The following is a 12,707-nucleotide window of genomic DNA, read 5'->3' on the forward strand; positions in this document are numbered from 1 at the left end:
CTCTTGAGTCCGGCCATGGTGTATCTCCACGTGATGAAATGGCTTTGCACTCGCAAGGCCATTTTTTCTTGGTGCATCGGGCAAAACCACTGCCAGATGATATTGCAAATAAAAACAGGTGCATACGACAATGGATCCGTTGATTCCGTGGCTTTCCCTGGGACTGGCTGTGGCGGCGCTGGCAGGGATGGGGGCGATGTTCTGGTATATGCGCCGGCAGCAGGCCAGTCAGGCGCGGGAAATCGAGCAAACCTACTTCGATTTGCAGCAAAGTCAGCTCAGCGCATTACAGCGTGACGTCAAGGCCTTATTGGCGCGCTTAGAGAAACTCGAGCAGGTTGCTACAACCAACCATGCTAGCTCGGCGCTCACGCCCACGGGAGCAGCTGTGCCTGGCACGACACCATATAATCAGGCCATCGAACTGGCCCGCCAGGGTATGCCGGCTGCTGAAGTAGCCACCCGCTGCGGGATTTCCCGGAGCGAGGCCGAACTGATTGTGGCCCTGTATCGGCGGGCCAGATCATGATCCCGGTTTCTTCTTCCCTCCAGCCCAATCCCGAGCAACTGGCACGTTTGCTGCGGGAAAGCGGCAAACCCACCCTTGAACTTTCCAGCGCCGCAGCCAAGGCGCTGCCCTCTTTTGAGGTCGGCGAGGAAGTCACCGCCAAGATTGTTGACACTTACGGCAGCAACCGTTTCACCGTGCTGGTCAAAGACAAACTGATGACCTTGAACCTGGATCGTCGCCATGCTTTTGTCGGCGACTCCGGCAGTACCATCAAGCTGGTGGTCGCCACGGTTGAGCCCAAGCTGTCGTTTGCCATGGACGCCAAGGCGCCCATGCACATGCCGGACTCGTCCAGCAAGGTCTTGCTCAGCCCGGCCACCCGTTATCTGTCCACGCTACTGTTTGTCGCCAGCTCTGCCGAAGATGCAGCCCAGCCGAGCAATCTGCCGCAGATGTTCAGCAACAAGCCCGGTATTGGCATTGCCTCGGTCAGTTCCCTGTTGTCTGAGCTGACTGCCAACGTTAAATCCGTGGCGGCATCCGCCGTAGGTAGCGGTGCCCAAGCTGCCGCTGGCGAAGCGGCCGGCAAGGCGCAAAGTGCCAGTGCTGCACGTTTTCCGCCGGGTTTATCGTTGTTATTGGGCAGCGACAAGGCCAATGCTGGCCAGGTTCTGGCGCTGAGCCCCTTGTTTGAAAACATGGATGCTCTGCCCACTACCGGCATGGCACAATTGCTCAAGCAAGCGGTGACGCGCAGCGGTGTGTTTTATGAATCGCATCTGGCTGATTGGGCACAAAGCGGGCGCAGCCTGCATGCCTTGCGCCAAGAGCCACAAGCCAACCTCAAGCTGCCGGAAAAACTGGCTGAACTGGGCAAGCCAGACGGGCAGAACAATGCCTCGGTGCAAGAGGCCATGAAAACCGGCTCGGCCACCGGTTTGCGCGACCGTGAACTGGCGGGCCTGCGCAATGACAGCAACACCACGCAGTTGGGGCAATTGGTGCACAAACAACTGGATGTGCTGGACCAAAACCAATTCAGCTGGCAAGGCATTGCCTGGCCTGGACAAGCCATGGATTGGCGCATCGAACGAGAACAAGTTGATCAGCGCGAGGCCCATGGCGGCGGTGAAGAAGAAAGCCGCTGGAGCACCAGCCTGTCGATGGAACTGCCCAATCTGGGCGGGCTGGCCGCCAAGATTGCGCTGACGCCCGCCGGGGTGATTGTGCGCTTTCAGACCGATTCAGCCGATACCGCACAAGCCATTGAAGACAATCAACTGCGCCTGCGCGAAAATCTGCAACGGGCCGGCCTGTCCCTGCTGAATTTTGCCGTGAGCCAGGGAGAGCAGCCCAATGCAGGCTAAACCCAACCGCAGCGCCGTGGCGCTGGCCTACAAAGCGGGTCATGCAGCGCCGCATGTCGTCGCCAAGGGGCGTGGCCTGCTGGCAGAAACCATTATTGAAAAAGCCAAGGAAGCCGGCCTGTTTGTACACGAATCGCCGGAACTGGTGTCCTTGCTGATGCAAGTGGACCTGGACAAGAGCATTCCGGCCGAGCTGTACCAGGCAGTGGCCGAGATCCTGGCATTTGTGTATTACCTGGAGCGCCAGGCCAAGGGCAGCAGCCAGAATGTGGACGATCTGCTGGCCCAGGCGGGCCAGGCGTTAACCTTGCCTCTGCCGGTGGCGCTGCCTGCTGCTGCGGATTCTGCCACCCCGGCGACTCCCCCCACGCCGCGCTGAGTGCGCACACACCATCACGCCGCGCTCACAGCCAGTCGCGCAGCCGGTAATATGCCATGCCCAGCACCAGGGCCGGCGTGCGCAGCCAGCGCCCACCAGGAAAATGGGCGTGGCGAAAGCGCTGAAACCAGGCCAGCCGCTGCGGCTGGCCGACAATCGCCTCGGCAATCAGCCGCCCGGCCAGGCCGGTCAGCGCCACGCCATGGCCCGAAAAACCCTGAGCAAACCAGATATTGTCCGCCAGCTGGCCAAAATCCGGCGCCCGGCTGCGGGTGATGTCCACAAAACCGCCCCAGCCGCTGTCAATCGCCACGTCCGCCAGCTGCGGAAACACCCTGAGCATATCGCGGCGCATGGCGGCTTTCAGATTGGCCGGCGGCAAGCCGGAATAACTGACCTTGCCGCCAAACAGCAGCCGATGGTCGGCCGAGCGGCGGAAATAATCCAGCACAAAATGACAATCTGACACCGCATCGTCGCCCGGCAAAAGCTGGCGCGCACGCGCCTCGCCCAGCGGCGCGGTGGCGATGATATAGGTGCCCACCGGCATGATGCGCGTGCGCAGCGTCGGCGCCAGCCCGCCCAGATGGCAATTGCCGGCCAGCACCACTTGCTCGGCGCGCACCCGCCCCTGTTCGCTCACCACCGTCACCGACGTCCCCGGCTTGATGCGCAGCGCCGGGCTGTGCTCATACACGCGCACCCCGGCAGCCAGCGCCGCGCGAGCCAGGCCCAGCGCGTATTTCAGCGGATGCAGATGACCGCAATTCGGGTCGAACAACCCGCCGACATAGCGCGGCGAATCCACCAGCGCAGACAAACCCGCCTGCTCGACCAGCCGCAGTGCTTCGTAGCCATACTCGCGCGCGGCGCGCGCCTGCCAGTCGGCCAGCTCGCGCAACTGGCGCGGCTTGACCGCCGCGTGCAAATACCCCCAGTGCAAATCGGCGTCGATGGCGTAGCGCTGGCAGCGCTCGCCCACCATGCGCGCCGCCTCTTGCGTCATGTCCCAGATGGCGCGCGCCGCCTCGGCGCCCAGCTCGGCGCGCACCGCGTCCATGCCGCAGGCCAGATCCGACAACACCTGGCCGCCATTGCGCCCGGACGCCGCCCAGCCCAGCCGCGCGCCTTCCAGCAACACCACGCTGACCCCGCGCTCGGCCAACTCCAGCGCGGTGGACAGCCCGGTGTAGCCGCCGCCAATCACGCATACTTCGGCGCTCACCTCACCGCGCAAAGCCGGCTGCGGGGCCAGGCGCGGCGCGCTGTCGGCATACCAGCTGGGCGTGTAGTCCTGATGGGCAAAATCCAGCAATCCCATGGCCGACTCCCCCGTTCAGCTGGCCGCCGCCAGCGCGGCGCGGCGTTTTTCCTGGCGCAGCATGATGCGGTTGGCACTGATCACCAGCACCGCCACCACCAGCACGGTCAAGGTGCCCAGCGCGTTGATTTCCGGGTTCAGGCCCAGCCGTACCCGCGAGAAAATCAACTGCGGCAACGTGGTCGAGCCCGGCCCGGACAGAAACGCCGTCATCACCAGATCGTCCAGCGACAGGGTGAATGACAGCAAAAAGCCCGAGGCAATCGCCGGCAGAATCAAGGGCAGGGTGATGACAAAAAAGATTTTCAGCGGCCGCGCGCCCAGATCCATCGCCGCTTCTTCCAGCGAGCGGTCCATCTCCACCAGCCGCGAGCGGATCACCACGGTGACATAGGCGGTGCACAGGGTGACATGGCCCACCCAGATGGTCAGCACCCCGCGCTCCTCCGGAAAGCCCAGCCACTGCTGCATGCTGACAAACAGCAGCAGCATCGACAGACCGGTGATGACTTCCGGCATCACCATCGGCGCGGTCAGCATGCCGGCAAACAGGCTCTTGCCGCGAAACGGGCCAAAGCGCGCCATCACCAAACCGGCCAGCGTGCCCAGCACCACGCTCATGGCGCTGGCCAGCACGGCGACTTTCAGGCTCAGACCAAACGCCGCCATCACCGCCTCGTCGTCGAACAGGGTTTGATACCAGCCCAGCGAAAACCCGGCCCAGACGCTGACCAGCTTGGACGCATTGAATGAATACACCACCAGCACCACGATGGGCAGGTAGAGAAAAGCCAGCCCGCCGCCCAGCGACAAGCGGCCAAACCAAGACATCGAAGATGTGGAATGCATGATTCCCTCCAACATTGAGATTCGGGAGCAGCCCCCGCGCCTTGGCGCGGGACTGAATCAGGGCGGGGGTTCCCCCCGCACCCGACCCCTTTTCTTTGTCTCGCCAAAGAAAAGGGGGAAAAGAAAGGCGACCCGGGTGGCGCGCCCTACGCCTGCGGCTGCGGGTGCCTTGCGCTTCTCGAAAGTCAGGGCCGCCACGGAATGGCGCGTCGGCTGCGCCGCTGCTTAACCGTGGCGGATGGGGGTCCCCTGACTTTCTGCGATGCTCAGCGCGCCACACGGGAATGAACGGCGGCTAAGCGCGACCTGCTACGGCTGAATCGGGCGGGTTTCTCTGCTTTCACGCCACCCAGCGCCACCCACCCATCACCGTTGCGCCCGCGCCAGCGCTTTCTCCTCGCGTCGGTGCAAATACACAATCGGCGCAATCAGCAAGGCCAGCATGGTGGTGGTCACCGCCGCCGCCATCGGCCAGTTGTTGTTGTCGAAAAACTCCATCCACAACACCTTGCCGATCATCAAGGACTCCGGCGTGCCCACCAGCTCGGGGATGACAAACTCGCCCACCGCCGGGATGAACACCAGCATGGCGCCGGCGACGATGCCGTTTTTCGACAAGGGCAGGGTGACGCTGACAAACGCCCGCCACGGCTTGCAGCCCAGATCGGCAGCGGCTTCCAGCAGGCGGCCGTCCAGCTTCACCAGATTGGAATACAAAGGCAGGATCATGAACGGCAGATAGGTGTACACCATCACCAGCTGCACCGAGAACGCCGTGTGCAGCAGTTGCAACGGCTGGTCGATCAGCCCCAGGCCAAGCAAGGCGTGGTTGATCAGCCCTTCGCTGTCCAGCAGGCCCATCCAGGCGTACACCCGCACCAGAAACGAGGTCCAGAACGGCAGCATCACCAGCATCAGCCAGGTGTTGCGCTGCGCCGGGGCCGAGCGGGCGATGGCGTAGGCCATCGGATAGCCCAGCAGCAGGCACCACAGCGTGGTGAACAGCGCCACTTTCACCGAGCTCAGATAGGCATCGAAATACAGCGGGTCGGTGAAGATAAACCGGTAATTACCCAGGTTCAGCGCAATATTAAGCACGTCTTCCGCTTGGCTTAACAGCGGTCGGTAAGGCGGGCTGGCGATTTCCACCTCGGAAAAGCTGATTTGCAGCACAAACAAGAACGGCAGCAAAAAAAACAGCAGCAGCCAGCCATACGGCGCGGCAATCACCAGATGGCGGCCGGCTGGCAGCCAGCGGCGTGGGCGGGGGGAGGCGGAGGGCGTGTTCATAGCGTCAGCACCACGGCGTCGTTGTCGGCCCAGCTCAGATGCACGCTTTCGCCCCAGGTCGGCGCCGGCTCATCGCGCCAGCGGGTGGCCGGCACGCTGGCCTTGACGATTTTTCCGCTGGCGAGCTGGATGTGATAAATCGAAAACCCGCCCAGATAGGCGATGTCGTGCACCGTGCCCTGGTCGTGGTTGCAGTCGCCGGCCGGCGCGCTGCGCGACAGGCCCACCCGCTCGGGGCGCAGCGACACCCACACCGGCATGCCCAGCGTGCCGGTGATGCCGTGGCCAACATAAATCGGCCGGCGCAGCTCGGCGCTGTCGATCTGCACATGGTCGGCTTCGTCCACCGCCACCTGGCCGCTGAACAGATTGGTTTCGCCAATAAACTCGGCGGTGAAGCGGCAGTTGGGCCGCTCGTAGATTTCGCTGGGGCTGGCCACTTGCAGCAGCTGGCCTTCCGACATGATGCCCACCCGGCTGGCCATGGTCATGGCCTCTTCCTGGTCGTGGGTCACCATGATGCAGGTGACGCCCACTTGCTCGATCATGTTCACCAACTCCAGCTGGGTTTGCTGGCGCAGTTTTTTGTCCAGCGCGCCCAGTGGCTCGTCCAGCAGCAAGAGCTTGGGGCGCTTGGCCAGGCTGCGCGCCAGCGCCACGCGCTGCTGCTGGCCGCCGGAGAGCTGAAACGGCTTGCGCCGGGCGTACTTGCTCATCTGCACCAGCTCCAGCATGCGCGCCACCCGCTCATTGATGTCCGCCTTGGACAGCTTGTCCTGGCGCAGGCCAAAGGCGATGTTCTGCTCGACGGTCATGTGCGGAAACAGCGCATAGCTCTGGAACATCATATTGATCGGCCGCTCATACGGCGGCAGCCGGGTCACGTCCTGGCCATCCAGCAGGATGCGCCCGGAGGTGGGCGTTTCCATGCCGGCCAGCATGCGCAGCAGGGTGGATTTGCCGCAGCCCGAGCTGCCCAGCAGGGCGAAGATTTCATTTTTGCCGATGGTCAGGTTCACGCCGTTGACGGCAGTGTGCTCGCCAAACTGTTTGACCACATCGACGATCTGCAAATACGGTTTGCCGCTGTCCGCCAGCGGAGGAGTCATATTCATGCCGTGACGCTCCTGAAAGAAAAATCCGGGCCTGCGCCGCCAAATGGAGGGGCGCGCAGGAGAAGTCCGGGCAGTCATTCCTGGGCGCGTCGCCGGGGGACGACGCGCCCGGCAAGAACCGGGCCGGCTTCAGGGTGGGCTTACTTGCGGGTTTTGATTTCCGTCCACAAGCGCGTTTGCAAACGCTGGGTCTTGGCTTCCACCGGCAGCTGCAAGAAGCTCACTGCCTGGATGGCCGGGGTCGGGTAAATCGACGGGTCTTTCAGGAATTTGTCGTCAATGTGGCTGCGCGCGGCGGCGTTGGGGCTGGCAAAGGTCACCGCCTTGGCGTTGGCGGCGGCCACTTCCGGGCGCAGGATGTAATTGATGAAGGCGTGGGCGTTATCGACGTTTTGCGCGTCTTTGGGGATAACCATGCTGTCCATCCACATCATCACGCCGTCCTTGGGCGCCAGTACTTTGATTTCCTGGCCGGCCTTGGCTTCTTCGGCGCGGCGCTTGGCGATGTTCAAATCGCCGCCGTAGCCCAGCGCCATACAGATCGAGCCATTGGCCAGTTCGTTGATATAGCCGGACGAGCTGAAGCGGGTGATGGCCGGGCGGGCTTTTTTCATCAGCTCGGCGGCGGCTTGCCAGTCGGCGTCGTGATGGCTGTTGGGGTCACGGCCGAGGTAGTGCAGCGCAATCGGCAGCACTTCCGATGGGCTGTCCAGCACCGACACCCCACAGTTTTTCAGCTTGCTGGCGTATTTTTGGTCAAACAGCAAATCCCATTCATTGGCCGGCATCGGCTCGCTGCCCAATGCGGCTTTGACTTTTTTGACGTTGATGGCCAGGGTGTTGATGCCATAAAAATACGGCACCGCGTATTTATTGCCGGGGTCGAATTTATTGGCCTGGGTCAGCACGGCGGCGTCCAGGTTTTTGTAGTTGGACAGCTTGTTCTTGTCGATCGGCTGATAGATATTGGCCTGCAATTGCTTGGCCAAAAAGGCGTTGGTCGGCACCACGATATCGTAGCCCGAGCGGCCGGTCAGCACCTTGGCTTGCAGCACTTCGTTCGAGTCGTAGACATCGTAACGGACTTGAATGCCGGTTTCTTTCTCGAAGTTCTTCACCGTCTCAGGGGCGATGTAGTCCGACCAGTTGTAAATGTTCAGCACCTTGCCGGCGGCAAGCGCCGGCGTAGTGGAGAGGCCCAGCAGGGCGGCGGACAAGGCGGTCAACAGCAGGGAGCGCATGGCGGGTTTCCTTTAGTCAAGGCAGCGTCAGATGGCCCGCCCGGCCAAACCGCCAGGCGGGCCGGGCAAAATCAGGGCAGGCGGCCCAGTTCGCGGGCCAGTTGATCCACGCAACGGCGGGCCAGGGCGACAAAGTTTTCGGCGTCGGCGCGGCTCATCACCAGCGGCGGCGCGGCAATCAGGCTGTCGTGCACGGCGCGCATGATCAAATTATTGGCAAAGCAGATGTCGCGGCCGCGCAGCGCCAGCGCGTCGCCATTGTCAAAGCGCTTGCGGCTGGCCTTGTCATCCACCAGGGTGAGGGCAAAGAAATAGCCCACGCAGCGCACATCATCCACCAGCGGATGATCGGCAAAGGCGTCTTGCCACAGCTGATGGACATACGGCGCCATCTCGTCGCGCATGCGCTCGATGATGCGTTCGTTTTTCAGGATGCGCAGGTTCTCTGCGTATTCTGGTGAAATTAGCCACCAATAATGCTAGCAAACTAGCCGGCGATAATGCTTCAACATGTCCACTGCAAAAGGAACTTCAGGCTGAATCGTGACAGAATGTCTTCTGCCTTTTGGCTTTGATGAGTTTTTCTTAACTGGGTTTGCAAAAAGAACGAAGCCTGGGCTCGGATCGGCGAAGCCGAACGAGCCAGGAGGCAAGCGGAGCGCGCCAGGTTAGGAGATTCAGCGGTTGATCCATCACTGCCGGAGGTTCTGCGATTCTGGTCATTGGCAATCTGCTGGTATTGCTCAGCGCGTTCTGGCCGATTTTTCAGTGACCGCTTCCCGAGTTTGCGAATGAGTGCTTCGTGCCCGAAGCGGCCGGTCGAGGCTGGACAAAGCGAACGCTCATCACGCATCACCGTCGCATATGAACATCCTGCTGGGTGAAGCAATGCCGGCGCTGGCTTGGTCTGGAGTGATGGTGGCTGCGCTTGGTGTGCGGCTGTGTACTGATGTGAGCAAGCCAACTTATGCGCAGCGCCGCAAATGAACAAATTGCTGCTGTTAAGCCCCAGGCAGTCTCAAGGGGCATAGCTGAGCTTGTATGGAGAATGGGTAGGCGGTAGTGTTCTTGTTCCCTCGGCTGGGCAAACCCGCCGAATAACGCCATCATGAACAGCGTCTACTACACATGGGATAACACTGATCTACGTGGCTGGGTCAGCCAAGTCAGCGTCCGCCTTGTTGCTCTTCCTGCTGGGTCATGTCGTCTTTCAGAATGCGCTGGATCTCCAGTATTGCGGCTGCGTTCTGTTGCACGCTGTGTCCTGAAATGATGACTTTCTCGGACTGTGCGCCGGGAAGATGTGCGCTGCGGTAGGGCACAAGACCGTCATCGGAATCATCGAGGGCCACGTCGGCATTGGCCTGGGCCACGATCGAGTGATAGCGCACCTGGGCAGAGATGGGAAAGTCCGCCGCCGCGCGCACGAAAGGATCGTTCTCGTCGAGGTTGTCGACGCTATTGGGGATATGCCCCAGGCTTTCGTGGCTGCTGGCCGCCGCATTGGGCGCCAGTGTGTGGGCGAGTTCTTCGAGCACCGTAACCGGGAAGCGAATGAATCCCGCCATCCAGCGCCCCAGGCGTCCACCTGCGACCGATGTGCCCCGGTGCGGTGCTGCGATGAAGATGGCGCGGCTGACATGCGGGAAGGGCTCGAAACGCAACATCGGATCTATGCGCTTGATCTGCTGCGGCGTCAGCCGACTGTGATCAGCAGCCAACTGCACCAGCGACTGATCGGTTGACGACACCATCAACCGTGCGATGACCCCGCCCATGCTATGCCCCACCAGTACAAGGTCGGACGATGCCGGCGCCTGGCCGGAAGGATCGAAATGCGCCAGCGTATCCCCGAGCGCTCTGCGAATCATCGCGTGGTTCAATGCGATCGGCATGTTGGTCGGGTAGTAGACCTGCCAGATCTGGTAATGCTGGCGCAGCGCCTCATCGCCCAGGATTTCGTTGGCGAGCTCTACCCAGGCTTCCGGGCTGCTGGCCAGTCCGTGCAGCATGACGATGATCCGTCGGTTCGGATCGTAGGGCTGCATCAGGTAGACGTGAGGGCGGTCGATGCCGCCCTCGCGCCCAAGCAGGCTACGAAGCGACTGCTTGTTGAACTTGGCACGAGCCAACCACACGCCGTAGCCAGCGGTGAAATTGGCCGCCAGGGGTACGCGCTGCCCGCGCAGCATGATGGCCGACTCCACATAGGGGTCATGCACCGTCAAACGGACAGTGCGGGTATGCAGCACGCTGTCCAGGTCGTCTCCATCCGGGTGCAACAAAACCGTCATGGACGGCGCAGGCATCTCGCTCCAGGGTAGAGGCTGCTGGTTGCGTTTGGCCGCTGGACGGCCATCCCGGATGGGGGCGGAAGTCAGGGGTTCGTCCGGCATGACCGCCACCAGCTCGGCGCCGAAACCGTCGCGCCGGTAGAGGCTGCGCAGTCCGCGGAAAGACAGGGACGAGGCTGGCAGGAGTTCGGCTGGCACCGCCGTACTGCCCGGCAAGCGCGCGCTGCGCATATCCAGCTGCAGCCCCCAGCCTGCAATGTTCCAGCGGGTCTGCGCTGGCAACTGCGTAGACATTTGTTGCCGAACCTCGAACATCCCGGTGGCGGCACGTTCGACCGCATAGTTATACCAATCCCGCACTTGCGTCTGGCGATCCTCGAAGGCTCGCTCCCCAGGCGTATGGTCACCGAAGAACAGGTAGGCATAGGCATAACGAATGGTCTCAAGCCAGGCGGCTTGCTGCTCTGATCCGGGCTTCATGGCCTGAGCCTGCGCCAGCCACAGTTCGGACAGTGCAGCCAGGCGTCGATCCGCGGCAACGCCGGTCACGGCGGCCAGGGCCTCGACGCAATCCGCTGAGATCGGTTTTGCGCAAGCCTGCGCATCCAATGCCGCCACCCTGATGGTCTGGGTCGTCGCATCGCTGAGTTTGCCGCGTGTCAGGATATCGCCGCGCTTGAGTTCGATGGCCTCGCCCGCATCCAGTGTATGAACCTCAACCACTGGGCCGAACTCACGCAGGATCGAGCAGCCCCCCAGCAACAGCGGGGCAATGACGAGCCACACTGCCATGCGGCAAGACTGCTGGAACCTCATGGAGATACCTCGTCGGCCGGCACGCCGGGCACACCTTGTCGAATCGACATCGAGAAGTCGTCTCCTGATGCGTCAGAGGCCAGTGCGCGTTCGTTGATGTGCCCCAGTGCCTGCAGTTCTGCGTAGCGATGGCCGGGCGTCAATCCGTGCAGGTCATGGATGTATTCCGCAAAGTGTCCGGACAGCAGCAGGCGATAGTCCGCCGGCAACGCTGGCGCAATGAGCCGAGCCAGCTCGAATACAATGGTCGTGCAGTTACTGGTCAAGGTGTTGTAAAAGCGCGGTGTGCGCCGCAGTTCATTGGCCGCGTGCAGATACTCCAGAAACAACGCGCGGACATTCGCCTGACTCATCTGCAACCGATAGAGATAAACGGCCTCGCCTCGCGCATTGCTGCGCGTACGCACAATGTCGCGCTCATCGGCGGCTACCAGGATCTGCTCGAACTGACGGAAGAATCCGCCGATCGCCGAGAAGGACTCGTGGCGCTCCTTGCGTATTTCCAGTGAGAACACTACCCGCTCGCCACCGTCGAAGCCGAACGACACCAGTGTGTGCGCAATGTGCGGCCCCATCCAGTAGGAAAGTACCAGGTCGGCACTGCGCAAGCGGTCCAGATCGTATGTGCGGTTCTCCCACTGCGGGGTGTAGTCGGTTTCGCTGCGCCACTCGAAGTTGCGTACATTTTTCAGGTGAACGTGGCTGCCGTCGATTCCGGCCTCCAGCAACTGGGCGACATCGTCAGCCCATGGGCGTTGGTGTGATGGCTGCAGCGTTCCCCACCACATGAGCAGGGCTGCCGTTGCGGCCCCGAACACGAATCCGGCGATCCTGCGTGTCCGTCTTTCAAGCAAGCCTGCCAGCGACACGGCGACGGACAGCCCCGAGGCAGACCACGCCAGAGTGGCGATCCAGCGAGCCGCTGGATGTTGCGGCATCTGGTGCCACAGGGCCAGCGCGCCCCACGCAGTCAGCAATAGCACCGCAATGCCGATCACCAGGCGCATGGGGAGGTGCCTGACTTTTTGCGTCACCTTGCTCATCGAGGCTCCAAAAGCTCAAGCAGCAGTTGCCGATGCGCATCCTGTAACTGCACCAGCGCTATGGAAGGGTTGCCCCTGGATAGCATTGACGAGCTCAGCCATAGCAGTGCGGGAGCGAGCGCCAGCGGGAAAAAGTGCTCGGTCAAGACGCCCGGACGAATGATGCCCCGTTCTATGTTGCGTTGGATGATGAGCTGCGCCCGCTCTTTCAGTCCGTGCGCAACTTCGTTGTGCCAACGCTGCACCAGCTCTGGTGTTCTGGCGCTTTCGGCCAGAAGCAGCCGGTAGATCGACATCGTGGCAGGGGAGCTGAAGGTCGCGTACAGGCGATCCAGGTAGACATCTACCAGCTCTGGCAACGTCAGATCCTCATCCGGGAGCCAGCCCTGGAAATCACAAATCTGCTTCGTCGTACGTTCGAGCAAGGCGTGAAAAATTTCTTCCTTGCTTTTGAAGTGGGCATAGATGCCAGCCTTGGACA

At 61.9% G+C, this 12,707-nt stretch carries 13 protein-coding genes; 4 read left to right on the plus strand and 9 right to left on the minus strand.

Annotated elements, in window-relative coordinates:
• Positions 1-130 precede the first annotated feature (130 nt).
• The 3 genes from DFR34_RS15750 to DFR34_RS15760 are packed head-to-tail and all read left to right on the plus strand — an operon-like array spanning position 131 to position 2,257.
• Positions 131-529, plus strand: a complete 399-nt coding sequence (locus DFR34_RS15750; protein ID WP_110392113.1) for a DUF2802 domain-containing protein — start codon at positions 131-133, stop codon at positions 527-529.
• On the plus strand, positions 526-1,878 hold the full coding sequence (fliK, locus tag DFR34_RS15755; protein WP_110392114.1) for a flagellar hook-length control protein FliK: 1,353 nt from the start codon (positions 526-528) through the stop codon (positions 1,876-1,878). The genes DFR34_RS15750 and fliK overlap by 4 nt, the downstream gene beginning before the upstream one ends.
• Complete coding sequence (locus tag DFR34_RS15760; RefSeq protein WP_110392115.1) at positions 1,868-2,257, plus strand: EscU/YscU/HrcU family type III secretion system export apparatus switch protein; 390 nt, start codon at positions 1,868-1,870, stop codon at positions 2,255-2,257. Before fliK ends, DFR34_RS15760 begins: the two co-directional genes overlap by 11 nt.
• A 25-nt stretch (positions 2,258-2,282) precedes the next feature.
• Here DFR34_RS15760 and DFR34_RS15765 read toward each other — a convergent pair whose 3' ends face one another.
• The 6 genes from DFR34_RS15765 to DFR34_RS15790 form a co-directional block, all read right to left on the minus strand.
• Complete coding sequence (locus DFR34_RS15765) at positions 2,283-3,578, minus strand: NAD(P)/FAD-dependent oxidoreductase (RefSeq protein ID WP_170121700.1); 1,296 nt, start codon at positions 3,576-3,578, stop codon at positions 2,283-2,285.
• A gap of 15 nt (positions 3,579-3,593) precedes the next feature.
• Positions 3,594-4,427: an ABC transporter permease subunit gene (locus DFR34_RS15770; protein WP_110392116.1), complete on the minus strand. Its 834-nt coding sequence runs from the start codon at positions 4,425-4,427 to the stop codon at positions 3,594-3,596.
• Between the two features lie 366 nt (positions 4,428-4,793).
• A complete protein-coding gene (locus DFR34_RS15775) occupies positions 4,794-5,717 on the minus strand; it encodes an ABC transporter permease subunit (RefSeq protein ID WP_110392117.1) in 924 nt (307 codons plus the stop codon).
• Positions 5,714-6,826: an ABC transporter ATP-binding protein gene (locus DFR34_RS15780; protein WP_110392123.1), complete on the minus strand. Its 1,113-nt coding sequence runs from the start codon at positions 6,824-6,826 to the stop codon at positions 5,714-5,716. Before DFR34_RS15780 ends, DFR34_RS15775 begins: the two co-directional genes overlap by 4 nt.
• 146 nt (positions 6,827-6,972) lie before the next feature.
• Positions 6,973-8,073, minus strand: a complete 1,101-nt coding sequence (locus DFR34_RS15785; RefSeq protein ID WP_110392118.1) for a polyamine ABC transporter substrate-binding protein — start codon at positions 8,071-8,073, stop codon at positions 6,973-6,975.
• Between the two features lie 71 nt (positions 8,074-8,144).
• Complete coding sequence (locus DFR34_RS15790) at positions 8,145-8,477, minus strand: PLP-dependent aminotransferase family protein (RefSeq protein ID WP_245906922.1); 333 nt, start codon at positions 8,475-8,477, stop codon at positions 8,145-8,147.
• Between the two features lie 460 nt (positions 8,478-8,937).
• Here DFR34_RS15790 and DFR34_RS17805 point away from each other — a divergent pair, with 460 nt between their 5' ends.
• Positions 8,938-9,060: a hypothetical protein gene (locus DFR34_RS17805; protein ID WP_276329701.1), complete on the plus strand. Its 123-nt coding sequence runs from the start codon at positions 8,938-8,940 to the stop codon at positions 9,058-9,060.
• Positions 9,061-9,239: 179 nt separating this feature from the next.
• Here the strand turns inward: DFR34_RS17805 and DFR34_RS15795 are convergent, their stop codons facing one another.
• The 3 genes from DFR34_RS15795 to DFR34_RS15805 all read right to left on the minus strand — a co-directional run.
• Positions 9,240-11,159, minus strand: coding sequence for an esterase/lipase family protein (locus DFR34_RS15795; protein WP_245906923.1), 1,920 nt, complete (start codon positions 11,157-11,159; stop codon positions 9,240-9,242).
• 20 nt (positions 11,160-11,179) lie between these two features.
• Positions 11,180-12,226, minus strand: a complete 1,047-nt coding sequence (locus tag DFR34_RS15800) for an Lnb N-terminal periplasmic domain-containing protein (protein ID WP_110392120.1) — start codon at positions 12,224-12,226, stop codon at positions 11,180-11,182.
• On the minus strand, positions 12,223-12,707 hold a 485-nt coding region (locus DFR34_RS15805), incomplete at its 5' end, for a TetR/AcrR family transcriptional regulator (protein ID WP_110392121.1). The genes DFR34_RS15805 and DFR34_RS15800, both read right to left, overlap by 4 nt.

Origin of the sequence: Rivihabitans pingtungensis (assembly GCF_003201855.1) — a bacterium.
Classification (GTDB): domain Bacteria; phylum Pseudomonadota; class Gammaproteobacteria; order Burkholderiales; family Aquaspirillaceae; genus Rivihabitans; species Rivihabitans pingtungensis.